This is a genomic window from Paenibacillus sp. RC84 (assembly GCF_041260495.1).
In the GTDB taxonomy this organism is placed as follows: domain Bacteria; phylum Bacillota; class Bacilli; order Paenibacillales; family NBRC-103111; genus Paenibacillus_F.
In genome coordinates, this window is sequence record NZ_JBGBYL010000003.1 from 514,075 (window position 1) to 539,009 (window position 24,935).

Annotated in this window: 25 protein-coding genes; 18 read left to right on the top strand and 7 right to left on the bottom strand. The window is 56.1% G+C overall.

Features of this window, described 5'->3' with window-relative positions; translation table 11 throughout:
• Positions 1 to 10 precede the first annotated feature (10 nt).
• Together ABH899_RS09700 and ABH899_RS09705 are read right to left on the bottom strand one after the other, a co-directional pair.
• Positions 11 to 796: a gluconate 2-dehydrogenase subunit 3 family protein gene (locus ABH899_RS09700; protein WP_369995810.1), complete on the bottom strand. Its 786-nt coding sequence runs from the start codon at positions 794 to 796 to the stop codon at positions 11 to 13.
• A gap of 186 nt (positions 797 to 982) precedes the next feature.
• A complete protein-coding gene (locus ABH899_RS09705; protein WP_369995812.1) occupies positions 983 to 1,405 on the bottom strand; it encodes a c-type cytochrome in 423 nt (140 codons plus the stop codon).
• 252 nt (positions 1,406 to 1,657) lie between these two features.
• On the opposite strand from ABH899_RS09705, the gene metH reads away from it, so the two are divergent.
• Positions 1,658 to 5,101 carry a methionine synthase gene (metH, locus tag ABH899_RS09710; RefSeq protein WP_369995813.1) on the top strand — a complete coding sequence of 1,148 codons (3,444 nt, stop codon included), beginning with the start codon at positions 1,658 to 1,660 and terminating at the stop codon, positions 5,099 to 5,101.
• Between the two features lie 256 nt (positions 5,102 to 5,357).
• Positions 5,358 to 6,293, top strand: coding sequence for a ribonuclease Z (rnz, locus tag ABH899_RS09715; RefSeq protein WP_369995814.1), 936 nt, complete (start codon positions 5,358 to 5,360; stop codon positions 6,291 to 6,293).
• A 44-nt stretch (positions 6,294 to 6,337) separates the two neighbouring features.
• On the opposite strand, the gene ABH899_RS09720 is transcribed toward rnz, so the two are convergent.
• Positions 6,338 to 6,544 (bottom strand): hypothetical protein, encoded by a 207-nt coding sequence (locus tag ABH899_RS09720; RefSeq protein ID WP_369995816.1) that lies wholly within the window; start codon positions 6,542 to 6,544, stop codon positions 6,338 to 6,340.
• A 98-nt stretch (positions 6,545 to 6,642) separates the two neighbouring features.
• Positions 6,643 to 6,870 carry a small acid-soluble spore protein Tlp gene (gene tlp, locus ABH899_RS09725; RefSeq protein WP_009672545.1) on the bottom strand — a complete coding sequence of 76 codons (228 nt, stop codon included), beginning with the start codon at positions 6,868 to 6,870 and terminating at the stop codon, positions 6,643 to 6,645.
• 160 nt (positions 6,871 to 7,030) lie between these two features.
• On the opposite strand from tlp, the gene ABH899_RS09730 reads away from it, so the two are divergent.
• The gene (locus ABH899_RS09730; RefSeq protein WP_369995817.1) at positions 7,031 to 8,005 is read left to right on the top strand and encodes a metal-dependent hydrolase; all 975 of its coding nucleotides are present in this window, start codon (positions 7,031 to 7,033) and stop codon (positions 8,003 to 8,005) included.
• Positions 8,006 to 8,048: 43 nt separating this feature from the next.
• Here the strand turns inward: ABH899_RS09730 and ABH899_RS09735 are convergent, their stop codons facing one another.
• The gene (locus ABH899_RS09735; protein ID WP_369995818.1) at positions 8,049 to 8,651 is read right to left on the bottom strand and encodes a nitroreductase family protein; all 603 of its coding nucleotides are present in this window, start codon (positions 8,649 to 8,651) and stop codon (positions 8,049 to 8,051) included.
• Between the two features lie 114 nt (positions 8,652 to 8,765).
• On the opposite strand from ABH899_RS09735, the gene ABH899_RS09740 reads away from it, so the two are divergent.
• Positions 8,766 to 9,023 (top strand): hypothetical protein, encoded by a 258-nt coding sequence (locus ABH899_RS09740; protein ID WP_369995820.1) that lies wholly within the window; start codon positions 8,766 to 8,768, stop codon positions 9,021 to 9,023.
• 285 nt (positions 9,024 to 9,308) lie between these two features.
• Here the strand turns inward: ABH899_RS09740 and ABH899_RS09745 are convergent, their stop codons facing one another.
• Complete coding sequence (locus ABH899_RS09745; protein WP_369995821.1) at positions 9,309 to 9,458, bottom strand: hypothetical protein; 150 nt, start codon at positions 9,456 to 9,458, stop codon at positions 9,309 to 9,311.
• 106 nt (positions 9,459 to 9,564) lie between these two features.
• Between ABH899_RS09745 and ABH899_RS09750 the strand changes: the two genes are divergently transcribed.
• From ABH899_RS09750 to ABH899_RS09785, 8 genes are all read left to right on the top strand, one after another.
• On the top strand, positions 9,565 to 11,811 hold the full coding sequence (locus ABH899_RS09750) for a DEAD/DEAH box helicase (RefSeq protein WP_369995822.1): 2,247 nt from the start codon (positions 9,565 to 9,567) through the stop codon (positions 11,809 to 11,811).
• Between the two features lie 52 nt (positions 11,812 to 11,863).
• Positions 11,864 to 12,337 carry a GNAT family N-acetyltransferase gene (locus ABH899_RS09755; RefSeq protein ID WP_369995823.1) on the top strand — a complete coding sequence of 158 codons (474 nt, stop codon included), beginning with the start codon at positions 11,864 to 11,866 and terminating at the stop codon, positions 12,335 to 12,337.
• Between the two features lie 254 nt (positions 12,338 to 12,591).
• Positions 12,592 to 14,304: a ribonuclease H-like domain-containing protein gene (locus ABH899_RS09760; protein ID WP_369995825.1), complete on the top strand. Its 1,713-nt coding sequence runs from the start codon at positions 12,592 to 12,594 to the stop codon at positions 14,302 to 14,304.
• Positions 14,305 to 14,775: 471 nt separating this feature from the next.
• Complete coding sequence (locus tag ABH899_RS09765; RefSeq protein ID WP_369995826.1) at positions 14,776 to 15,585, top strand: Fpg/Nei family DNA glycosylase; 810 nt, start codon at positions 14,776 to 14,778, stop codon at positions 15,583 to 15,585.
• A gap of 24 nt (positions 15,586 to 15,609) precedes the next feature.
• On the top strand, positions 15,610 to 16,482 hold the full coding sequence (locus ABH899_RS09770) for a deoxyribonuclease IV (RefSeq protein WP_369995827.1): 873 nt from the start codon (positions 15,610 to 15,612) through the stop codon (positions 16,480 to 16,482).
• Positions 16,482 to 16,814: a cyclic-phosphate processing receiver domain-containing protein gene (locus ABH899_RS09775; RefSeq protein ID WP_369995828.1), complete on the top strand. Its 333-nt coding sequence runs from the start codon at positions 16,482 to 16,484 to the stop codon at positions 16,812 to 16,814. The genes ABH899_RS09770 and ABH899_RS09775 overlap by 1 nt, the downstream gene beginning before the upstream one ends.
• A gap of 41 nt (positions 16,815 to 16,855) precedes the next feature.
• A complete protein-coding gene (locus ABH899_RS09780; protein ID WP_369995830.1) occupies positions 16,856 to 17,620 on the top strand; it encodes an ABC transporter ATP-binding protein in 765 nt (254 codons plus the stop codon).
• A gap of 3 nt (positions 17,621 to 17,623) precedes the next feature.
• Complete coding sequence (locus tag ABH899_RS09785; protein ID WP_369995831.1) at positions 17,624 to 18,670, top strand: 23S rRNA (cytidine(2498)-2'-O)-methyltransferase RlmM; 1,047 nt, start codon at positions 17,624 to 17,626, stop codon at positions 18,668 to 18,670.
• Between the two features lie 11 nt (positions 18,671 to 18,681).
• On the opposite strand, the gene ABH899_RS09790 is transcribed toward ABH899_RS09785, so the two are convergent.
• On the bottom strand, positions 18,682 to 19,152 hold the full coding sequence (locus ABH899_RS09790; protein WP_369995832.1) for a TspO/MBR family protein: 471 nt from the start codon (positions 19,150 to 19,152) through the stop codon (positions 18,682 to 18,684).
• 344 nt (positions 19,153 to 19,496) lie between these two features.
• Here ABH899_RS09790 and ABH899_RS09795 point away from each other — a divergent pair, with 344 nt between their 5' ends.
• Genes ABH899_RS09795 through ABH899_RS09820 form a run of 6 tightly spaced genes read left to right on the top strand, consistent with a single transcriptional unit; the run spans position 19,497 to position 24,935 of the window.
• On the top strand, positions 19,497 to 20,624 hold the full coding sequence (locus ABH899_RS09795) for a CpaE/TadZ family protein (protein WP_369995834.1): 1,128 nt from the start codon (positions 19,497 to 19,499) through the stop codon (positions 20,622 to 20,624).
• The gene (locus tag ABH899_RS09800; protein ID WP_369995835.1) at positions 20,621 to 21,877 is read left to right on the top strand and encodes a TadA family conjugal transfer-associated ATPase; all 1,257 of its coding nucleotides are present in this window, start codon (positions 20,621 to 20,623) and stop codon (positions 21,875 to 21,877) included. The genes ABH899_RS09795 and ABH899_RS09800 overlap by 4 nt, the downstream gene beginning before the upstream one ends.
• Positions 21,874 to 22,806, top strand: a complete 933-nt coding sequence (locus ABH899_RS09805; protein ID WP_369995836.1) for a type II secretion system F family protein — start codon at positions 21,874 to 21,876, stop codon at positions 22,804 to 22,806. Before ABH899_RS09800 ends, ABH899_RS09805 begins: the two co-directional genes overlap by 4 nt.
• 4 nt (positions 22,807 to 22,810) lie before the next feature.
• Positions 22,811 to 23,680 (top strand): type II secretion system F family protein, encoded by an 870-nt coding sequence (locus ABH899_RS09810; protein ID WP_369995837.1) that lies wholly within the window; start codon positions 22,811 to 22,813, stop codon positions 23,678 to 23,680.
• Positions 23,681 to 23,719: 39 nt separating this feature from the next.
• Entirely contained in the window at positions 23,720 to 23,929 is a 210-nt protein-coding gene (locus ABH899_RS09815) for a Flp1 family type IVb pilin (protein ID WP_009672424.1), read from the top strand.
• A 4-nt stretch (positions 23,930 to 23,933) separates the two neighbouring features.
• Positions 23,934 to 24,935: a TadE/TadG family type IV pilus assembly protein gene (locus ABH899_RS09820; protein WP_369995839.1), complete on the top strand. Its 1,002-nt coding sequence runs from the start codon at positions 23,934 to 23,936 to the stop codon at positions 24,933 to 24,935.

Consider the following 24,935-nt stretch of genomic DNA (forward strand, 5'->3'; position numbering starts at 1 on the left):
CTCCTCCTTGTCAGGAATGATTCGTGTGGTCGTGCAAGCTGAGCGGTTCCATGACGGCAAACTCTTTTTTGTCAATGATCGCCGTATAGCTCATCTGGTCGCCGGGGTATTTGCGCATTCTCCAGCCCGCCATGTTTTTGTTGCCGCCGTAAAGCGGGTCCGCATACGCGCCTTCGATGGTCAAGCTGCGCAGCATTTCGAAAAAAGTCTGGCTCGGTACGCCGTTCAGCTGTACGTCTTTGCCGCTTTCGAACGCTTTCAGCACTTCGTCCTGCTCGTTCTCGGCTAGGTCCGCGAAGCCTTTCTGGTACTTTTGCCTGCTGTGGTCGTTCATGACCGTAAGGCCCATAACAAAAAGCTCATGCCGCTTGTAGCTTGCCTGGTAGCCCTGAGTCGCCTCGGCTTTATAAAAGGGACCCATCATATAATCGCGGGCGTTCATCCCCCACTGGCCGGCAAGCTGATGGTCGATATAGTAAGCGACACCAAGCTCCTTGGCTCCGGGGCCCAGTTCGTCTTTCGGAAAAATGCGCTCCGTCGCCGCTTCGGCTATACGCAGCTGCTCCTGATTGAAAAACATGGGAGCCTGGTTGTAGTCCTTGGTGTTGCCTGTCTGTGCCTGCCCTTGACCCTGGGGGGTGCCCGGAGCGGCCTGCTTGTTCTTGGCCATGGAATTGCCGACAATACCGCCGACGACTCCGCCCGCCACAATTCCGCCGAGCGCTACGCCGGACAGTTTCAGAAACTTCCGCCGGGATTCGTCCCGGGGCTGTTTGGTCTGCTGATTTTCTGACATGATGTTCCTCCTGTAAGGGAAGTGGGGGTATTCGAGATAGGTGGTTATATCCAAGTATCACCTTTTCGCCGATATGTATGTAAGAAAAAAGAAAAAACGGAATCTTTCGGAAGATTCCGTTTTCTAAAGCTGTTCCGCGCGCTTGTTTAAGATGACTTGTTTAAGCTTTACAGCGAGTCAAAACGGTTATTTCTTGGCGGCGAGCCATGCGGCCAGCGCCTGAATATCCGTATCGCTCAGGTTGCCCTTGAAAGCAGGCATTCCGCCTCTTCCGTTCAGAAGAATGTTCTTGACGTCCGCCTCGCTGAGGCGGCTGCCCGCTTTTTGAAGGTTCGGGCCTACTCCGCCGCCCATATCGACGCCATGGCACGCGATACACTGGGCCTTGTAAAGAGATTCGGCCTGTGCCGTCTGGCTTCCGCTGCCTGCGCCTTCGGGCGCGTTACCGCCTGCAGCGGCTCCGGGGGAAGCGGTCGGCGACGCCGCGGGCGGTGCCGTTGATGCCGGAGTCGTCGGCTGAGGCGTAGGCTCGGTTTGCTTTTGGCCGCAGGCCGCCAGCGAAGCGGTTACGAGCAGGATGCCGACCAAGGCTGTCATCCGTTTGTTCATGCAAATCACCTCCGTTCGATTCGATTCAGTAAAAGTTTCCCGACTATAGTTTGGCGTCCGTGTCCCGGAGATATTCTTGTTCGCGCATTGAGGTTTCGAAGGCTTTTGCAATCCGTTGCGTTTTATGGCGAAAAAACGACAAATTTCTTTTCTTCGCCCCACGTATCTGCTAAACTATTTCTTAACTTGTGCGCTTTTCTACGTTAATGGGCGCGTTCTAGCAGGAGGTTCGTGGAAAGGGTAGGGTGGACGATGAAACCTAGTTTGAAAGAACAACTACAGAAAAAAATTCTCATTCTGGACGGTGCCATGGGCACGATGATCCAGCAGGAAGATTTGTCGGCCGAAGATTTCGGAGGAGAAGAACTCGACGGCTGTAATGAAATGCTCGTTCTTACACGTCCGGATGTCATTCAGCGCATCCATGAGAAATATTTCGAAGCCGGTTCGGATATCGTTGAAACAAATACGTTCGGGGCAACGAGCGTCGTACTGGCCGAATACGATATACCGGAGAAGGCGCGCGAAATTAACCTGGCCGCAGCCAAACTGGCCGTCGAAGCCGCCCGGAAATATTCAACTCCCGAATGGCCGCGTTATGTCGCCGGCGCACTCGGGCCGACGACGAAGACGCTTTCGGTAACCGGAGGCGTTACGTTCGAGGACCTTGAAGAGAGCTATTACGAGCAGACGATCGCCTTGATCGAATCGGGCGTCGATGCCATTCTGCTGGAGACTTCCCAGGATACGCTCAACGTAAAAGCGGGTGGGATCGCGATCCAGCGGGCTTTTAAGACGACGGGCATCGAGCTGCCGATTATGATTTCCGGCACGATCGAACCGATGGGCACGACGCTGGCCGGGCAAAATATCGAATCCTTCTATATTTCCCTGGAGCATCTCAATCCGATTTCGGTCGGACTGAACTGCGCGACGGGGCCCGAATTCATGCGGGATCATATCCGGACCTTGTCCGGGCTTGCAGGCACTTATATTTCGTGTTATCCGAATGCGGGTCTTCCCGACGAGAACGGACATTATCATGAGTCGCCCGAATCCCTGGCCAAGAAAATGGCCGCATTTGCGGAGCAGGGATGGCTGAACATCGCGGGCGGCTGCTGCGGCACGACTCCCGCTCATATCCGCGCGCTGGCCGAAACGCTGAGCGCTTACAAACCGCGTACCGAACTGGGTACGCACCCGTCGGCCGTATCCGGTATCGAGACGGTATACATCGAGCCGGAGAACCGTCCCTACATGGTGGGCGAGCGGACGAACGTGCTCGGTTCCCGGAAGTTCAAGCGTCTGATTGCCGAAGGCAAGTATGAAGAGGCATCCGAGATCGCCCGTGCTCAGGTTAAGGGCGGCGCCCACGTCATCGACGTCTGTCTGCAGGACCCGGACCGCGACGAAACGGAAGACATGATCAAGTTCCTGGAGCTTGTCGTCAAAAAGATCAAAGTTCCGCTCATGATCGACTCGACGGATACGCGTGTCATTGAGCTGGGGCTGAAGCACTCGCAGGGCAAAGCGATCATCAACTCCATTAACCTCGAGGACGGGGAAGAAAAGTTCGAGAAGGTGCTTCCGCTTATTCACTGTTACGGAGCCGCGGCGGTAGTCGGTACGATCGACGAGCGCGGCCAGGCGATTACGCGCGAAGATAAGCTGGAAGTCGCGCAGCGTTCGCACGATCTGCTCGTCCACAAGTACGGAATGAACGCCGAAGATATCATTTTCGACCCGCTTGTATTCCCGGTCGGCACCGGGGACCAGCAGTATATCGGTTCCGCCAAGGAAACGATCGAAGGCATCCGTCTCATTAAAGAAGCGATGCCCGCAACCAAAACCATTCTCGGTCTCAGCAACGTTTCGTTCGGCCTTCCCGAAGCCGGACGCGAGGTGCTGAATGCCGTTTATTTATACCACTGCACGAAAGCGGGTCTCGATTACGCGATCGTGAACACGGAGAAACTGGAGCGGTACGCGTCCATTCCCGAAGAGGAAAGAACGCTTGCCGAGAAGCTCATTTACGAGACGAACGACGAGACTCTGGCCCAATTTGTGGCTCATTTCCGGGTAAAGAAGGTTGAGAAGAAGGAAAAGATATCAACCCTTACGCTCGAAGAGCGGCTGGCCTCTTACGTGGTCGAGGGAACGAAGGAAGGGCTTCTTCCCGATCTGGAGCAGGCGCTTCAAAAATATTCGCCGCTGGAAGTGATCAACGGTCCTCTGATGGAAGGGATGGCGGAAGTCGGACGCCTGTTCAACAACAACGAACTGATCGTAGCGGAAGTGCTTCAAAGCGCCGAAGTTATGAAGGCGTCCGTCGCTTATCTGGAGCAGTTCATGGAGAAGAACGAGTCTGCGGTGAAAGGAAAAATCATTCTGGCCACCGTAAAAGGCGACGTCCACGATATCGGCAAAAACCTCGTGGAGATTATATTATCCAACAACGGCTACCAGATCGTGAACCTCGGCATCAAGGTTCCGCCGGAACAGCTGATCGAGGCTTTCCGCAAAGAAAAGCCGGACGCGATCGGGCTGTCGGGTCTGCTCGTGAAATCCGCGCAGCAGATGATTATCACGGCGCAGGATTTGCGCAACGCCGGAATCGACGTCCCGATCATGGTGGGCGGCGCCGCTCTGACGCGGAAATTCACCAAGACGCGCATCTCGCCGGAGTATGACGGCCTCGTGCTGTACGCCAAAGACGCGATGGACGGTCTGGACATCGCGAACAAGCTGAGCGACCCCGTGCAGCGGGAGCGTCTTATCCAGGAGCTTCGGGAATCGAAGGATTCCGATGTGATGGAAGCCGGTCGCAAGGAAGGGACCGAAATGCCGGTCCTTACGCGCGTATTCTCGTCCACGGTCGACCGCACCCTGCCGGTGGCGGTACCGCCGGATCTGGACCGCCACGTCCTGCGGGATTACCCGATCGGCCATCTTATGCCGTACGTGAACATGCAGATGCTTCTCGGGCATCACCTGGGCCTGAAGGGCAAGGTCGACAAGCTCATCGCCGAGCAGGACCCGAAAGCCATGCAGCTGAAGGATACTGTGGACACCATCCTGTACGAAGCGCAGAAGAACGGCATCATCCGTTCTCAGGGGATGTACCGGTTCTTCCCGGCCCAAGGGGACGGAAACGATGTCGTCGTGTACGATCCCGAAGACACGTCGAAGGTGCTGAAGCGCTTCACCTTCCCGCGCCAGGGAACCGAGCCGTTCCTGTGCCTGGCCGATTATCTGAAGCCGGTAGACAGCGGCGTCATGGATTACATCGGCTTCCTCGTCGTGACGGCGGGGCAGGGCGTCAGCGAGCTGGCGCGCGAATGGCGCGAGCAGGGCGATTATCTGCGCTCCCATGCGCTTCAGTCGACGGCTCTCGAAGTCGCGGAAGCTTTTGCGGAGCGCGTGCACCATATTATGCGCGACGTGTGGGGCATTCCGGATTTTGCGGAAATGACGATGCAGGAGCGTTTCGGGGCGAAGTACACCGGCCAGCGGTTCTCGTTCGGGTACCCGGCTTGTCCGAACCTGGAGGATCAGGAGCCGTTGTTCGAGCTGATGAAGCCGGAGGATATCGGGATCGAGCTGACCGAAGGCTGCATGATGGAGCCGGAAGCGTCCGTATCGGCTATCGTGTTCGCACATCCTCAGGCGAGATATTTCAACGTCGATAAAGTTTAACGTTTCGTCTCGTCCGCAGATGAGTATGAATAAATAGACGGCTGAAGAAAGGTTCGGCCGTCAGGCTGCGAAAGGCAGGACGGTTCTTCCGAGAGCCGTCTTTTTTGCCCTCTTCCGGAGGGGGGAAGGACCGGGGCTGTGGAAGACTTTGCGGGAACATCCCGTGGGATGCAGAGCCGTTTGACTTCCGGAACGAATTTTTATAGCATGTTAAAAAGCAGGGAAACTGACATCTGCAGAAACGAGGAACAGGGTCGTGGAATTGTATTTTCTCGGAACGGGAGCAGGCATGCCTGCCAGGCACCGTAATGTGACATCCATTGTGCTGAATTTGCTGCCGGAGCGGGGGAGCATCTGGTTTTTTGACTGCGGGGAAGGGACGCAGCATCAGATCTTGAGATCGCCGGTCAAGCTGAGCAAGTCAGAGAAGCTGTTCGTTACGCATCTTCACGGCGATCATATATTCGGCCTGCCGGGACTTCTGAGCAGCCGTTCTTATCAGGGCGGGGATACGCCCTTTACGATTTACGGACCCAAGGGCATTAAAGCGTATGTGGACATGTCCCTGCAGCTTAGCCAGGTTCATCTCGACTATGAGCTGGTTATCCGGGAAATTCCGTCCGAAGGCGGAGTCGTCTTCGAGGACGAAACGTTTCGGGTCGAAGCCGCGTCTCTGGAGCACCGGATCGAATGCTTCGGCTACCGGATCGTCGAGAAAGACCTTCCGGGGAAGCTCCAGCAGGAGAAGCTGCATGAGCTGGGCATTACCGCCGGACCGCTTTACGGCCGTCTGAAGCAAGGCCAGACGGTTAAGCTGGAGGACGGGCGAGAGCTGCGCGGAAGCGATTTCGTCGGCCCTTCGATCAAGGGCCGGACGATCGCGATCCTCGGCGACACGAAGCCGTGCGGCAATTCGGCGCTGCTTGCGGAAGGCGCCGACGTGCTCGTTCACGAGGCGACGTTTGGAGCCGAACGGGAAGATCTTGCCGCGGCGTACGACCATTCGACGACGGAACAGGCGGCGCGTACAGCCGCGCAAGGCGGCGTGGGCGCGCTGATCATGACGCACATCTCCTCGCGCTATCAAGGAGAGGGAGCCGAACGCCTTCTCGAGGAAGCGAGAGCGGTCCACCCGGATTCGTGGCTGGCCGAAGACTTCTACAGCCACGCTGTCCCGCGCAAGCAGAGCTGAGCAGGGCCGCTCAGACCGGTTGGCCTCGGTCCTTTGAGGCGGATTCACTGCGCGGAGCCTCTGCTGACGGTAAAAGTTTCCGCCAGCGGCAGCGGCGGCTCCGCGGCATAACGGCGGAATCCGCGCGTTGCAGGCCGGAACGGCTGAAGACGCGGGGAAGTCCCCTGTCTGTCAGCCGGTGTGAGCGGTAGCTTGCGGCAGCGGTAGGCGGAAATCGCTAGAGGACGGATACCGGCAATGCACAAACGCATACAGAAAAAAGTCCCGGCCGAAATTCAGCCGGGACTTTTTTCTGTTACAACCGCTCAAGAGCCGCTGTATACTTCCGCTCCACCGGTGAATACCGGAATCACTCGGTCGTATCGAATTTGGCTTCATCCTGCAGCTCGCTTTTGAAGCCGCGGACGCTTTGACGGCGGCGTTCGTTTTTGGCTTCCAGCGCTGCTTGTTCCGTTGCGGAAATTTCGTCCGCATGCTCGTCCAGGTATTCCTGAGATTCATGAAGGCGGGCTTCCGTGTTCCGGATGCTGTTTTTCAAATGAACGGCGTTATCCCCGCGGTTATCTTTCTTGGCCATCGGTATCCCTCCTTTCCATCTCCTACGATTCGCTTTTGGCGCATGCCGTATTCATAAAATCTTCATCTTCTGCTAACGCTCCAATGATGCAGGCTTGCTAGGCTGATCCCAGGGGAGCCGGGAATGCCCCGAAGGAACAGCACTCCAGGGAGGGAATAAGATGGATACGGGTAGTCATCTGCTTTTCGGAGTCACGTTAGCGGGACTGGCCACACTGCAGCCGGAGGTTGCGCACGATCCGCTTCTTCTGCAAGCGGTGCTGGCCGCAACCATAGCGGGCTCGCATGCGCCGGATCTGGATACGATCGCGCGTCTGAAAGGGTATGCCGTCTATCTCAGGCACCACCGGGGTATCACGCATTCGCTGCCAGCCCTGCTGGTTTGGCCCGCTTTGCTGAGCGCTCTGGCCGCAGCGGTCTTCGGCGCAGGGGAACATTACGTGCTCCTCTTCGGCTGGACGGCTGCGGCCGTTACGCTCCACGTGGGGCTGGATTTGCTGAATGCATACGGCGTGCAGTGCTTGAGACCCTTTTCCTCCCGCTGGCTCCACCTCGATATTCTGCCTCTTACCGATCCTTTTCTCTTGACGCTGCACGGAGGCGGGGCTTTGCTGTGGGTGGCGGGAGCCGCAAACCCGGGCATATGGATGGCTGTCGTATATGCGGCCAGCTTTATCTACGTCATTGCGCGATGGTTTCATATGCGCATCCTTCTCCGCAGGTTGACCGGTTATGCGAAAGACTTGCTCGGAGCAGCCGGACCGCTGCAGCTAGTTCCTGGTTTGACCTGGAGAAGCTGGCAGTTTGCGGCGGAAACGGAATACAGTTATCACAGCGGAACGGTGCGCGGGTCGAGAATCGTTCTGAAAGATACCTACGTCAAGGACCGGACTCATCCGGTTATAGAGGCGGCCATGGCTGCCGAGGGTGTCCGGGCATTTCTGGATTTTGCGCAGAGTAGTCATGTAAGCTGGGATTCGCATGGGGAAGGCTATGTGGTGAAATGGCGCGAAGTGAGATTTTGGCACGAGCATAAACTGCCGTTCGGCATTGACGTGACGCTGGATAGGGAAATGAAAGTTCTGTCCGAACAATTGGGATGGACAAAAAAAGCCTGGGAACCTCCCTATGTATAAAGAGAGGACCCCAGGCTTCCCGGCCCGGCTATACCGGTTCGGATTATTCAAAAGCGTTCCCGAATCGTCCCGCGAATAAAGTCTCTTGGAGCTCGCGGCGTCCCGACGGTTGTTCGCGCTGCAGGTGCTGCTCGGAGAGCGACTCCGCATTTCCGTGATACCCGATGGCGACGACGGCATGGATATCGTAATCGTCGGGCACTGCGAGCAGTTGCCGGGCACTCTCCCGGTCGAATCCGGCCATGGCATGGGAGATCAGTCCCTGACGCACCGCTTCCAGAGCCAGATAGCTCCAGGAGGCTCCTGCGTCAAACGCGTGAGAACCGTTCACCCCTCCGGCGGGGGACGGCGTATGAGAGAGAATGAGCGCCAGCACGGGCGCCTTCAGGCACCAGGTTTTGTTGGAAGCCGAAATAAATTCGGCGAACACCCTTTTCTCTTCTTCCGTACGCGCGACAATGTAACGCCAAGGCTGAAGATTGCTGGCGGACGGAGCCCAGCGGGCCGCCTCGAACAGGCTCATCAAAATTTCACTGGAGATTTCCTTTTCGAGAAAGGCCCGCGACGACCAGCGGTTAAGAAAAATCGGATTGATGTCATAAGCGGCATGACGCTCATTTTGTACGTCGAAACGATGTTCCGGCATGACCATTCCTCCTGTCTGTTTCTGACACGAAATCAAACAACGGTTCACCTCTTTATTTGGACGCAAACGGCGAATCCTAAACAAACTGGTGTATGTGCCAGGAAAAAACAGGGCATGCTAGTACAGCTTCATTTTAACAAAATGGGGGTGCTGAACATGAATTTTACGAGCCAAGATATTATTGTGATCGAAAGAGCCCTTCAGCTTGCCATCCGCAGCGAGACGAAGGAGACGAAAGCCGAGGAATACCGCGAGGTGCTTCACAAGCTTCAGCTGAGTTCGATGCAGGCTTTGCAGGAACAGAGCGCCGTCACAACCGCCGTTCAGGATGGCATCCGCTATGACTATGACGATTCGTCGGATCTCGTGTAAACGTCACGGACCGGATAGCTGCGGGATACGGCTTCTGCCGCCAGCATACCGCTGAGGGCGACCATGGGTGTCCCTCCTCCGGGATGTGCGGTTCCGCCCGCATAATAAAGGCCTTGAATCCGGCGGTCCGCGATGGATGGCCGGAATAAGGTCGGTTTCAGTCCGTGGGACGACCGCCCGTAAGGGCTCCGTACCTGGAACCGCTCAATTCGGCCATGTCTCCCGGATGCAATATCCGTTCTACTTCCGTATTCACGGACAAGCCCTGCAGACCCCGCGGTCTCTCTACGAGTATAGAAATGTGCCGACCGGAATGGACGTCTTGCTGTCCACTCCTTTTTTGCGTGCCTGCCTTTCCGATGCTTCGATGGGCTTGTAGCTGCCGACCGCAGAGACGATCTCGCCCTCGCATCCGGCCCCGGTGTTGTGCTTCACGAAAGCCCCGTATAAAAACTGGGGCTTTTTTTCTTTTGCCCGGGAAGCGTATAATAAATGAGAACAGCCGTTCTAAGCAGTTGAGGTATAAGAAGGGACGCGAACCATGAGGAAGAAACAGCTTGCCGAATTAATTCAGGAACTCCGGACCGATGAAAATATAGTGAACTGGCACGAGATCGAACCCCAGGAAGCGAAAACGAAAGCCATTCCCGGAAGCGTGGATACCCGGATCAAGTCCGCTTTGGCAAAGCGGGGGATCACGGAGCTGTACACCCATCAGCACACCGCTTATGAGACGGTGCACACCGGACAGAACATCGTGGCGGTAACGCCGACGGCTTCGGGCAAAACGCTCTGCTACAATCTGCCTGTGCTTCAGGCCATTGCGGATGACGATACGAGCCGCGCGCTGTATCTGTTTCCGACGAAAGCTCTGGCGCAGGACCAGAAGAGCGAGTTGAACGAAATCATCGGTGAAATGGGCATCGATATCAAAAGTTACACGTACGACGGGGATACTTCGCCGGCCATCCGGCAGATCGTACGGAAAGCGGGGCATATCGTCATTACGAATCCGGATATGCTTCATTCCGCCATTTTGCCGCATCATACCAAATGGGTCAGCCTTTTCGAGAATTTGAAATATATCGTCATCGACGAACTGCACACGTACAGGGGCGTATTCGGCAGCCATGTCGCGAATGTTATCCGGCGCCTGAAGCGGATCTGCAAGTTTTACGGCAGCGATCCGGTATTTATCTGCACCTCCGCCACCATTGCCAACCCGAAAGAGCTTGCGGAGCAACTGACCGGCTCTCCGATGAGGCTCATCGACGATAACGGCGCGCCCAGAGGGCGGAAACATTTCGTGTTTTACAACCCGCCCGTTGTGAACAAGCCGCTTAATATCCGCAGAAGCGCCGCAGCAGAAGTGAATAACCTGGCCAAGCAATTTCTGAAAAATAAAATTCAGACGATTGTTTTCGCGAGAAGCCGGGTCAGGGTGGAAATAATTCTGAGCCGAATCCAGGAGCTCGTTAAGAACGAGCTTGGGACCAAATCCATCCGGGGGTACCGGGGCGGTTATTTGCCGAAACAGCGGCGTGAAATCGAGAGAGGATTGCGGGCCGGGGAGATTTTGGGCGTTGTCAGCACCAACGCGCTGGAGCTTGGCGTAGACATCGGACAGCTGCAGGTTTGCATCATGACCGGCTATCCGGGAAGCATCGCGAGCACTTGGCAGCAGGCGGGACGTGCCGGACGCCGGCATGGAGAGGCGCTTATCGTGATGGTAGCCAGTTCTACCCCTATCGATCAATATGTAGTCCAGAACCCGGACTATTTTTTCGACAGGACGCCGGAAGCGGCCCGGATCAATCCGGAAAATTTAATTATTCTGGTCGATCATCTAAAATGTGCGGCATACGAGCTGCCATTCAAAGAGACGGAAGAATTCGGCCCCCTGGAAGTTGCCGAGATTATGGAATTTTTAGTGGAAGAGCGCGTCCTGCATCATAACGGGGATACGTTTTATTGGGCCAGTCAGTCGTTTCCTGCCAATGAAATCAGCCTGCGCTCGGCTTCCCAGGAAAACGTCGTCATCGTCGATCAATCCGATGTGGCGAACGTGCGGATTATCGGGGAGATGGACCGGTTCAGCGCCATGACGCTTCTGCATGACGAAGCGATTTATTTGCACGAAGGCGTGCAATATCAGGTCGAGAAGCTGGATTGGGAGCACAAAAAAGCTTACGTGCGAGAAGTCGATGTGGAATACTATACCGATGCGAATCTGGCTATCCAGCTAAAAGTATTGGAAATCGACAAAACGTCGGACCGGGACCGCTCTTCCCTGAACTTCGGGGATGTCACGATTAATGCCATTCCGACTATTTTTAAGAAAATCAAACTCACGACCGGAGAAAATATCGGATCGGGGCCCATTCATCTGCCGGAAGAAGAACTGCACACAAGCGCTGCATGGGTAGAACTCAAAGAAACGAATTTGGAGGAAGGCACGAAAGCCCTGGAACAAATTTTGTGGGGCATCGCAAACGTGATGAAGCACATTGTGCCTGTTTTGGTAATGTGCGACCGGAACGACGTTCATGTCGTTTCGCAAATTAAAGCGAACCATACCGGACTGCCGACGATTTTTCTCTACGATCATTATCCCGGCGGTATCGGCCTTGCCGAAGAAGTCTATACGCGTTTCGACGAAGTCAGAAAGGCCGCGAAAAATCTCATTCAGAAATGCCCGTGCGAAGACGGCTGCCCGTCATGTATCGGGTCCGAGATTGAAGGAATCCATGCGAAGCGAACGAGCCTTCAGCTGTTGGATCAGTTTTAATCTCCGCGAGTTTTCTAAGCGGTAAATTTATGAAATAAACGGAGGTGTCCGTATGGTCGCGTTAGAACCGATGTCACCCGAGCAGTTTAATGAGTGGCTGCAGCTTTCCGTAAAGGAATACGCCGAAAGTAAAACAAAAGCCGGCAACGTGGCGGTTGAGAAAGCATTGGAGGGTTCGGCCCGTGAATTTAAAGAGCTGTTGCCGGACGGATTAAACACGGCGGACAGTTATATTTTTAATGCGACAGACGAGGAGAGCAATCAAATCGTCGGCACGCTGTGGATCAAAATCCGAAGTGAACAGCAGGAGGTATTTATTTACGGAATTCGCATGAGTGAAGATTTTCGCGGGAAAGGGTTTGGCAAGCAAACGCTGCAGGCTCTGGAAGCTTTCATAAAAGAGAGGGGCTTTCCTCTAAAAATTTCCCTGCACGTCTTCGGAGACAATGAAATCGCCCTGAACCTCTATAGATCTGCCGGTTTCGAAGCGACTAATATTCGCATGTCCAAGGTTATCAGCGGATGAACGCTAAATACCCGTTACCCGAAAATGCCCATGTAAGGATGGATGCCCATCATGTACCGGTACCGAAACAAAAAGACTGAACACCAAACTAAAAAGCCTGTGGCTGCAGAAGAGGCTTTGGCGATCGAAACTTGTGAGTCCGGCGGTTCACAAGAGACCCGTGAATCCCGCGAGGCACGAGGACTCGCACGGTTCTTCGCGCCCGCAGCGCAGCAGGTGCACGGCCTTGGCGGGGCAGCGCCGGGAGCAGCCCGATGAGCGGGCTGCGCGACCGGCTTGCCCGGCATCTGAAGCCGGGCAAGCCGGCGGATAAGGCCGCAGCCGCACCGGAGGCGGGAGCGGAACAGCGGCAGGCTGAGCTGACGCCGGAACAGGCGCAGCAGGGAGCGGCGGAAGGCGGCGGACTGGCCGCCTGTCCGCTGAGCGAGTCCGTCGCCGGCGCTGTGGCGGACTCGGCTGCCGGCCCGGCCCGCGAGCCCGCAGCTGGGCTCGCCGTCGCCGGCAATGCGCCAACTGGGGGCCACGGCTATGCCGGGCACGCCGCCAGCGGCTCCCCGGGGGACGCGCGGCCCGGCAGCGGGCAGGCGGGCGATCCTGCCGCTCCCGCAGCGCCGGCCCCGGCACATCCGGAGGCGGCAGCGTGGGCGAAGCTGGGCGCGGAGCTGTACGAGTTCCCGGCAGGGTCCTTCGTACGGCGTGTATGCACCTACCCGATGGATGCCTACCATGGCCGGTACCGGCTTGACGCGCTCCATGAGCATGTCCGGGAGCTCGGGGCGTTCCACCCCGAAGCGGAGCCGGTCGATGCGGAAGGCCTCCTGTTCTTCGATACGGAGACGACCGGTCTCGGAGTCGGGGCGGGCAATGTCGCCTTTCTCGTAGGCATCGGCTATTACGAAGCCGGCCGTTTTGTCGTCGAGCAGCTTTTTATCCGGCATCCGGCCGAAGAGCGTGCGATGCTGGCTTATCTGGAGGAGAAAATGGAGCGGTTCACCCATGTCGTCTCTTACAACGGGAGGACCTTCGACTGGCCGATTTTGCAGAACCGGTTTATTCTGAACCGGATGCGGCCGGACATCGACCGTTTGCTGCATCTGGATCTGCTGCATCCTTCCCGCAGCTTGTGGAAGCATTCCATGCCGTCCGTACGGCTGGGCAAGGTGGAAGAAGCGCAGCTCGGGTATGCACGCGAAGACGACGTTTCCGGGGCGTTCGCTCCCGAGTTGTATGTCCTGTATCTGGCCGAAGGCAAGACGGACGTGCTGCGGGGCGTCTTCGTCCATAACGAGCGGGATATAGTGTCCCTTGCTGCATTATCCGCTCTGATTACACGGTATTTGGCCGATGAAGAGCCTCTGGAGCCAAAATCGCCCGGAGATCTGTTCCGTCTGGGCCAGTGGCTGCTGAAAATGAACCGCCTCCCTTCCGCCGAGAAGATTCTGGAACTGGGATTTTCCAGACTGCAAGAGCAGGGGGAAGAGGGGCATACGGTCAGCGCCGATCTGCTTCTCCGTTACGCGGCCTACTATAAAAAAGCCGGTGTCCGCGATAGAGCCGTCGAATTGTGGACCCGGCTGATTCGTCAGGCGGGATCGGCGGCTGCGGCGCCGGTGGAAGCCTATATTGAGCTCGCGATGCACTACGAGCACGGATGCAAAGATTATGCGCTCGCTTTGGAGTTGTCGCGCGAAGCGCTGGATGTCTTGCGCCAAAGACGCAGGCTCTTACGGCGCAGCGAGAAGGCGGCCGACGAAGAGCGGCGGATCGCGCACCGGATCGAACGGCTGCAGCGCAAACTCCGGGATTGCGGCAAGTCCGTTTCGGAGAGAAAAGCATCCGCTAAAGCCGCTATTCCGTCCAAGCCGGCCAAGCTCCCCGGCCAAGCCAGGTCGGCCAAGCCGTCCGGCAAGCCCCGGCCCGCTTATGCGGCCGACAGTTTGTTCGACGTGTCCCGGAACCCCGGCTGAACCGGCGGGCAGCGTCCCGCCCCAATTACCGCGGAATAAAATTCCGCAGTCCGATTTTTCCAAACGTCATGCCCTATTACGGGAATGGCGTTTCCCTTTTTTTTTGATAAATAAAACCGAAAAAATGTCTTCTGGCGGGTCACCGATCCGGTGCTGGAGGCTGCGTTTTCGCTGAGTTCGCTGGCCCTCGGAGAAAGCCAGGGCAGGTCGTCCCGTTCCGTCTGCCCGAGGGTCCCGAGCCCGGAACGCGAATACCGCCGGGCTGCGGACCGATCAGACCGCGTCCGTCGTGTCGGCCTTAGGCATCCGTAGCCTCCATTCGGATAACGGAAAACACAGAGTAACGCCTGGCGCGGACCGTCTATCACGGTCCGCGCTGTTTTTTTGCGGGCGGGCTGAAGAAGAATCGGACGTTTAAAGGGGGGAGAGCACGGACATACCAGTAAGAAGGCGGAGAAAGGATGTGGCCTTATGCCCGAATGGCCCGAAATGGAACATTATCGGCAGGAATTGAACAAAAGGATTCAAAACCGCACGATCAGCGGGATTACCGTAAATAGACCGAAATCGCTGAACGTGCCGGAAGAAGAGTTTCGCGCAGCCGTCCTGGGAGCGGTCGTGGAGCGCGTGGACCGGAGGGCGAAGCAGCTCGTTTTCGTGTTGAGCGGAGAACGCTATCTGCTCCTTCATCTTATGCTGGGCGGAATGATGGTTCTCGGCACGGAAGCGGACAAGCCGGACCGGACGACGCAGATCGAGCTTCACTTCGGGGAGACGGCGCTTTATTTTATCGGACTGAGGCTCGGGTATCTGCACCTGTACGACAAACAGGGACTGGAAGCGGAGCTGGCATCCCTGGGACCGGAGCCGTTTGACGCGGATCTGACCGCCGCCCGGTTTGCAGACATGTTGAAAACCGGCAAGGGTAATTTGAAAACGTGCCTGACCGATCAGCACTGGCTGGCCGGAATCGGCAACTGCTATTCCGACGAAATTTGCTTTGCTTCGGGTCTCCTGCCCTCCAGACGTCCGGCTGCTTTGGATGAGCACGAAGCGGTCCGTTTGTACACGTCCATGCGCAGCGTCCTTACCGAAGCGCTCAGAGCAGGCGGCTACATGGAAATGCCTCTCTACGATGGGGATGAGCGGACGGGCGGCTTCAACGAGCTGTGCCGTGTCTACGACCGGGGCGGCGAACCGTGCGTAAGATGCGGGAACCCGATTGTGTTTCAGACGCTGTCTTCGCGTAAATGCTTCTTTTGCGGCAACTGCCAGACATGATAAGCGGAGGGGGAGAGAAGAACCATGGCGTGCAAAAAGAAAAAAGATCTTCACGTCGGAGCTCATATCAGCACCCGGAAAGGGTTTTACCAGGCCGCAGTGACCGCTTCCGCAATCGGAGCCGGGGCTTTTCAATATTTTCCGAAAAATCCCCGCAGCCTCATTCTGAAAACAAACGTAGACTGGGACGACGCCCGGCGGTGCGCGGAATATTCCCGGGAGAACGGTCTTCTTTCCATCGGGCATGCGCCTTATCCAGTGAATCCGGCCGTGGAAGACGGCCGGCAGGACGTGATGGTGGAAGCGATGCTCAACGCGCTGGAGATTGTGGATGCGTGCGGTTCCGTAGGGCTAGTCGTGCATTTCGGGAAGTTTTCCGGAAAAGATCCGTTACAAGGCTATAAAAATATAATACAATGTACGAATAAGACGCTGAGCCAGTGGCGGGGCAGCGCGCTTCTCCTGCTTGAAAACCAGGCCGGCAGCGGTTCCCAGATGGGCACGACCCTGGAGGAACTGGCCCGGATCAGACAGCTTTCGGAATATCCGGACAAAATCGGTTTCTGCCTGGATACCTGTCACGCGTTTGCGGCAGGACTCTGGCACGGGGACGATTGGGACGAGGTGGAGAAAAGAGGCGGCGAGCTTGGGTATTTCGACCATTTGAAGGCCGTGCACCTCAACGATTCCCTCTATCCCCACGGCTCCGGCAAGGACCGTCACGCCAATATCGGCGACGGGTATATCGGCCTGGAAGGATTCAAATCCTTACTGGTTTCGGATACCGTGCGGGGGATTCCGCTTGTACTCGAAACGGGCAGCGGCCCGGACGGTACGCACAGGAAAGAGATTGCGCTAGTCAAGCAGACAGCCGGGGCGGCGGGAAAGGAATCCTGATGAAGATTCACGTTTTTTTGGACGATCAGCGCAGATGTCCGGCCGGTTTTACTCTTGCGCGTAATGTGGAGGAATGCCGTCTGCTTTTGCAGGAATGCGAGGTGGACATCCTGTCGCTTGATTACGATTTGGGCTGGGACGAATCCGGGTGGGATATCGTAGCCTGGATGATCGGGACCGGCACTTTTCCGGCCCGCATTTATTTGCACACGTCCAGCCTGGAAGGCCGGAACCGGATGTACCAGGCTTTGTACGCTTCGGTTCCTTCCACAACCTCTCTTCATCCGGGACCTCCGCCTGCCGGTTTATTGGCCGAGCTTGCCGGGGGCTGACTCATTTATACGTTTTTTTAGAGAAGAGAGGAGTCTTCGACATGATTCATTTGACCGATATTCATTTTATACGCGAAGAACGGCATATCTTGCACGATGTATCTTTTCATGCGGAAAAAGGCGAGCACTGGGTTCTGCTGGGCAAGAACGGGTCCGGCAAAACGACGCTCCTTGAGCTTATGAACGGCTACCAGTTTCCTTCCAGGGGCAAAGTCGAGGTGCTGGGCAACCGATACGGACAAGTCGATGTGCGCGAAGTCCGCAAGCGGATCGGCTATATTTCCCAGTCTCTGTTTGAGAAAATGAATTTGGCGGATACGGTGTGGGAAGCGGTAGCGACCGGCGAGTACGCCTATCTGCGCTTTTACCAGGAAATTCCTGAAGATGTGAAAAAGAAAGCGATCGGCATGCTGGAAAGAATCGGACTGCCGCATGTCGCGATGCAGTCGATCGGAACGCTTTCGCAGGGCGAACGCAAGAAAGTGATGCTGGCCCGTTCCATGATGCAGAAACCGGAACTCCTGATTATGGACGAGCCCTGCTCGGGGCTGGACCTTTACGAACGCGAAAAGCTGCTGGCGGCGATCCGCGAATTCAGCGATCAGGATATGACCGTGCTTTACGTCACGCATCATATCGAAGAAATCATCCCGATGTTTACGCATGTCGCACTGATCGAACAGGGACGGATCATAGCGGCCGGACCCAAGGAAGAAGTGCTGACGCCGGAACATCTCTACGAAGCTTTTCAGGTTCCGCTCGAAGTGGAGTGGTTCCGCAATAGACCATGGATAAAGGTGCTGTAAGGAATGACAGAACATGATTCGACTACAAACACGGCCCGCCTCATCGGCACGGCCAACCGCGGGTTCGCCCAGCATGCTCAGGAAGAAATCCGGCGGCTTATACCTGGCGTGAAATTCCGGACGCTTGTTCCGACGGAGACGTTTCTGGCGGAAGCGCCCGGAAGCTGGGACGAAATCTCGGCAGTCATCCGGGCGCAGGAGCCGATTTTTCTGCGGCATATGCAGCCTGTCCAGGGGGAGCGCGTTTTGTCCGGCACGGACGAGGATATTTTGGCCGCCGCGGAACTGGCGTCCGAACTCGGCCGTCTGCACGCCGGAAGCAGCTCCGCGGTCCAGGTGAGAATCGCCGACGGCACGGAAGTGCCTTACGGCGCCTCCGATGTCCGAGCAGCTTGCGAGATCGCGATGAGCGAGGCGACGGGGGCGGAGACGCTGGTGCGTCATGCGGACACGATCCTTTCGGTCTATGTCGGGCATCAGGCGGTTTATGCCGGGGTCTCCGCACCGGAAGAGAATTTGTCCGACTGGAGCGGCGGCGCCATCCGCTTTCAGCGCGAAGAGAACCAGGTTTCCCGCGCGAAATTCAAGCTGCTCGAGGCGGAGCGCAAGTTTCATCTGCATTTTGCGGATTTCCGCAAAGCGGTCGATGTAGGCGCGGCTCCCGGCGGCTGGACTTCGCTGCTGCTGGAGCGTGGGCTTCACGTGACCGCGATCGACCCGGCCAAAATGCATCCGAGTCTCATCAAGCACCCGCGGCTTACGTATCACGGCAAGAATGCCTCGGACGTGAAGCTGCGCCAGGACGAGTTCGATCTGCTCGTCTGCGATATGAGCTGGAGCCCGCGGCAGATGAGCCGGCTGATCCTCGATCTCCTTCCTGCGCTGCGAAGCGGGGGTACGGCGATCATTACGGCGAAACTGATGCACAAAAAACCCTTTCAGACGGTGAAAGAGCTGAAGCAGGATTTTGAAGGGCAGTTGGAATTGCGGCAGGCGAAACAATTGTTTCACAACCGCGAAGAGCTTACGCTTTATTTTGTCAAAAAATAACCCTGCCGGAGTCATTCGGTGTTCATCATTCGTATGATCCACGTAAAAAGAGTCGTCAGGCAGCTCCAGGCCAGATAAGGCAGGAGCAGCCAGGCGGCTTCTTTCGATAGCGGCGCGGTCAGAATTAGCATCCACCAGCCCGTAAGGGAGGCGATCATGCTGTCTGCCAAAGCCAGCCCGAAACTTTTTGCTTTGAAAAGAAAAAAGCCATAAGCCTGGCCGGCTAAATAATGGAGGATCACAACGAAAATCCAGGCGATCCCCACATTTTGAAATCCGCCCGTTTTTACGTAGACGAGTGCGACGGATGCGGCCATACACGCGTGCATAAAGCCTCTTGCGCTGACGATCAGTTGTCCGGAAGGAGCCCATGCCGGTTTTTTGACGGAAGAATACCACCGAATATCGGCAGGAAAAAGAGCGGCGGACAAGAGAAGGAGTCCGTACGTGACAACGGCGGCCAGCATAAATGGGTAGAACAAAAAGGCACCCCCTCCCGGATTGTTTGTCCATTAGTATAGGTATATGGGAATGCGGGACAGGTATGCCTGTAAAAAATGAAAAATAATCGTTGACCATCTGGGTAATTATGGTATAATTAGCGGTAATTAAACAACCGGATGCACAAAAGCGGAAGCACCGCTGATGTGGAAGAACACGTTTCTTCCTGTCAGTGGTGCTTTTTTGTGTTCATTTCCGGTACTAAGCGAGGTGAACGATGACACGGCAAACCAAATGGCGCATCGCGCTTGCCGCAGGCGTGTCCGGCGCGGTGCTCATACTTGGCGGGATCGCACAATGGACTGGCTGGTAAGGAGGCTGAAAGATGAAAAGGCTGCTGATCTTGATCGGCCCTGACAAGGAATTCGCGTCCGCAATGGAGCGGTTTATCCGGGAAGGGGAGTACCGTGACCGGCTGGATATCCGGTCGGTTATCCATTGCGAGCACGCCGGAACGTTTGTGGAGCAAAACAGAAGGGAGCCCCTGCTGATCCTTCATGCGGAAACCATTGCGGATGAAGAGATCATCCGTTGGCTCGGCGAGGGACATAACGGCCTTGTTTACCGTTTGTCGGAGACCCCGGAACGCGCGGATTTGCCGGCCGGGAACCGGATATACCGGTATCAGCCGTTTCGAACGATGCTCAGAGATTTGCTGCTGCGCGCGGCCGAACAAATCGGCGGTCCCGGACTCGGGAGGACCGGATTCCGAAGCGGCCGTACGAGCGTTCTCGCCGTATATTCGGCTTTCGGCGGAAGCGGCAAAAGCGTTCTTGCGCTGAATATGGCGGCGCAGCTCGCCGCACAGGGAAAGAAGGTTCTGTATGTGTCTCTGGAAGCGGTGAGTTCTTCCGCACTGCTGATGAAGGACGGCCCTCCGGATTCCTTTTCGCGGCTTCTTTATGCGTGGAGGAAGTCCCCGGACCGGACTGCGGACTATGCGGATCTGCTTCAATGCCGTCATCCCGCTTACGGCTTCGATTATTTGGCTCCTCTGCCGAACATCCGGGAAGCGGACGAATTGCAGGCGGAGGACGTGAGCGGGTTGGTCCGGCGCATAGCCGACAGCGGGATTTGTGACGTCCTGCTGCTCGATCTGGACAGTGCCGTCCAGCCGAGGACCTTAGGCGCCTTGCAGGCCAGCGATATCGTCGTATGGCTGGTTACGCAAGATGCGCACGCTTTGTACAAAACCCGCAAAGTCCGGGAGGCCATGGGGTCCATGCGGTCCTTGGAATCCTGCACAAGCAAGAGCTTATTTGTTTTGAACAAATATACGGGAGAGGATTTTGGCTTGGCGAAGGAATATGACGTTGCGATATTCGAAACGCTTCCTTATATTCCTGCCTGGAAGAGTGTTTCGGACCCCGCCGACTGGCTCGGCGAGCCTGTTTTTGCCGCGCAAGTCGGTCATATGCTGCGCAGGTTTTCCGAGGGGGCTGAGGCGTTGTGAATGAAGAATGGGTTCGTACGTTCAAGGAAGCCGTCAACGCCCGTCTGGATCCGACCCAGTCCACTTCGGACGAAGAATTGATGGAATTGATCGAGGAGGTGGTGCTCCGAGAAACAGGGGACGGACGACTGACGGCAGGAGAAAAGTGGGAGATGGTGCAGCGGATTTTCCACTCCTATCGCGGTCTTGATATTTTACAGCCCTTAATCGACGATGCGTCCGTAACGGAAATTATGATCAACAGCCACCGGGATATTTTTATCGAACGTGACGGGCGGGTCAGCCGGAACGAAGCCCGGTTCGAGAGCCGGGAGAAACTGGAGGACATTATCCAGGCCATCGTCGCCAAAGTGAACCGGACCGTGAATGAAATGTCGCCGATCGTAGACGCCAGACTGCAGGACGGTTCCCGTGTCAATGTGGTGCTCCCCCCTGTGGCGCTTCAAGGCCCGACGATGACGATCCGTAAGTTTCCGGCACAACCGTTGACCATGAGCGATCTGATTGCCGTAGGAGCGTTGACGCAGGAGGCAGCGGAGCTGCTCGGCGTTTTTGTGAAAGCGAAATACAACATTTTTATCGGAGGCGGCACCGGTTCCGGCAAGACGACTTTTCTTAACGCTCTGTCCCAGGGAATACCGGCGGACGAGCGGATTATCACGATTGAGGATTCGGCCGAACTGCAGATCCGCACGGTTCCTAATCTGGTGAGCCTGGAAACGCGTAACGCGAACACGGAGGGGAAGGGCGGAATCGGCATCCGGGATCTGATCCGATCTTCTCTCAGGATGCGACCGAACCGGATTATCGTCGGGGAAGTACGCGGAGCTGAGGCGCTGGATATGCTGGCGGCCATGAATACCGGACATGACGGAAGTTTCTCAAGCGGGCATAGTAACTCAACCGCCGACATGCTGAGTCGTCTGGAAATGATGGTGCTCAGCGCGGCGGAACTTCCGGTGGAGGTAGTCCGCAAGCAAATCTCGTCAGCCATAGATCTCATGGTTCATTTGTCCCGGATGAGGGACGGCTCCCGTAAGGTTGTTGAGATCAGCGAGCTGGCTGGACTAACCAATGGCGAAATCCTGTTGAACCCGTTGTTCCGGTTTGAAGACCAAGGGGAGGATGAGAACTGCAGAGTGAAAGGGAAGCTGATCTATACGGGGAATCCGCTCGTTCACGGCTGGAAATGCCACATGGCTGGAGTGGAGCTTCCGGACTGGATCGCCCGTGAGAAGGAGGCGGCGTCATGATGCTTCCGGTTGCGGCCTGTCTCGCCGGGTTGATTCTCTGGCTTGTTTTATTGACGCAGGATAGAAGAAAACGGCGGAAATTGGCGAAGGGAGGCGATAATGGCGGGCATGAAGGGAGTAGGCAGCAGTCTCCGAAAGAAGAGCCCCCTCCTGAAAGGAAAACGGCGGCACGCCCTGCTCCCGCGGGCCTTACGGATTACGGCAGCTACCGGATGACGGGCCGGGAAATGCTGTTGACGTCGGGCTTATCCGGACTGGTTTTTGCGGGGATCGCGTACATTTTTTACAAGGAGCCTCTGCTTGCTTTGCTTTGCGCGCTGCTCGGCTTGCTGGTTCCCCGCTTCCGCAAAGTATGGCTGATAACCGGGCGGAAGGCGAAATTGATCCTTCAGTTCAAGCAGGCTCTTTACTGCATGTCCACGTCTCTTACAGCCGGAAGATCCGTAGAAAATTCATTCCGCGAAGCATGGAAAGATCTTCAGCTGCTCTATCCCGATCCGAACTGCCTGATTGTCCGGGAATTCGAAATCATCATAAGGCGGCTAGACAACGGGGAACCGATTGAACATGCCATTACGGATTTTGCGGTACGGGCACAGTGCGACGATATTACGAATTTTTCCGATGTATTCACGACCTGCAAGAGAACGGGCGGCAACCTGGTGGAGGTCATCCGCCGAACTGCCGGCATTATCGGAGATAAGCTGGACATTGAGCAGGACATTTCGGTTATGGTGGCCCAGAAAAAACTGGAATCGCGCGTTCTCCTTGCCGCTCCCGTTTGTATGGTCGCTGTACTCAGTTTCAGCTCCCCCGACTATATGGCCCCGCTGTACAGCGGGGCGGGACCGCTCATTATGACGGGAGGGCTGCTTGCTCTGGGAGGCTGCTTGTGGCTGACCGGCAAGATTATGGACATAAAGGTGTGACGACATGCATGTACTGCTGTGTTTAAGTATGGGTTCGTTTTTGATGCTGCTGCTTTTGTCCGTCTTGGGTTCCAGGCGTTTTAAAGATGTGAGGACGGACTATCCCTGTACGCTGCATATGAAAAAGCTGGCTCCCGCAGGTCTGTATGCGGTAGAACGGTTCAAAACCATGGAGCGTTTCCCGGATGCGGGCGTCCGGATTATGCAGCGAATCCGTTCGCTTTACGGTCATAAGGATACGTTGGTCATGGCCAAGCTTGTGATGGGGGACATGCTTCTGACCGCACTGCTCGTTCTGCTGCTAAGCGGCCTGCTGGGAATTGCGGGAGGCGGAGACCCCGCTGTCGCTCTTCTGGGTCTGCTGGGCGCCGGTTTGACTCCTCTGCTCATGCTGAGACAGCTCGATCAGCAAATCAGGCTGCGAAAACGCCGGATTGTTCTGGAGCTTCCGGAAGTGCTGAGTAAGATGATTCTGCTCATTAATGCCGGTGAAACCGTCCAGAAGGCGCTTATCCGCAGTGTGGATATATCGCGGGTGGCGGCATCCCCGCTCCATGCCGAGTTTGGGCAAGCGGTGCGTGAGCTGGAAATGAATGTTTCGCTTCCCAAGGTGCTCGAAGATTTGAGCAAACGGTGCGCCATGCAGGAAATGGCACTGTTCACAACGACGATTTTGCTGAATTACCGGAGGGGAGGAGAAGATTTTCTGGTCGCTCTGCGTTCGCTCGCGAAGGAATTATGGGACCGCCGCAAGGCGGAGTCCCGCAAGCTGGGCGAGGAGGCTTCCTCAAAGCTGGTGTTCCCCATGGTTGCTATTTTTCTGGTTGTCATGATTATCGTTGCTTCGCCGGCCGTCCTGTCCATAAACGGCTGACGGATAAACCGATCCACACTTTTTGGGAGGTCATAAACAATGAAAAGCCGATTACAGATGTCCATGATTCGTTTCTGGAACGACGAAGAAGGGCTGGGAACGCTTGAAATTTTGCTCATCGTCGCCGTACTCATAGCCGTAGCCGTTATATTCCGGAAGTGGATTATAAAATGGTTCAACGAGCTGATTGGTAAAGCGGACACGGAATTTAACAATTCCAAAAGCGATGATGCCATTAAAGCGCCGTAGTTGGATGTTCACGGAAATACGGAAATACGGGGTCCAGATTCGCTTGTTCCGTTCCCAATCCGGTAATTTTACCCTGGAAGGGACTTTGCTGTTTCCGGTAGTAATCTTAATTACTTTAACCCTTATCATTTTCGGCATGTTTGTGTACAATCGGGTCGCCCTGCAGCAGCAAGCCGGCGTCGCTTCCGAACGAGCCGCGTTTTCGTGGAACAACAGCCGCAAAGATCCGGCGACAGGAGCTTTTACACCGGGAGCCGGTGACGGGTTGTACTGGCGTTTGACGCAGGACGGCATCCTCGGCATTTTCGGCTACAGCGGAAAAACTTCGGTTTTCCAAGTTCCGGGCACATCTGATGGAAGCGGTCCTGCGGGTAAACTTTCGCGTGCGGCCGCTCTCCTTCCGCCGGGGGTGCATGGCTCGATGTCTTACGTGAATCACATATGGGAACGGAAAGTTTCGGCCGAGCTGGTAGAGCCTTTCCGCACGCGTTCTTTTATGCCCGGGAACGTCATACGCGATCAAGTGACGGGTCAAGGCATTTCCCACGTAGTGGACCCCGTGGAACTGATCCGGACTGTTGATCTGACCCGCAGCTACATCCCGGCGATAAAGAACCGCATAACCGCCTCAAAGGCCAGAGAAGTGCTGACCGAGCCCGCACCCGAGGCTATCCCTCCGACAAGCGTCATCACGAGCGAAGCGCAGGCAAGCGCTTATATCCGGAAACTGGTCAGCGGACGGAAAACGGAGGTGATTACCCCGGAGGGAGATAAAAGAACGATTGACGCTTTAGATGCAAGCGGTACGGCACATCTTGCTTTCTACACGTTCAATGAGAAGAACCTTAAGGAACAAATGCGTAAAGACGTTCTTCTGAAAAAGGAGGGGACACAGGTTAAAGGGATCGTGTGGCACTTTTTCAAAACCAAGTCGGGAAAGGCGCCTTCACAAGCTATCCAGCGGGAGCTGGCTCAGAACGGCATCTCCGTCATTTTGCATGAATAA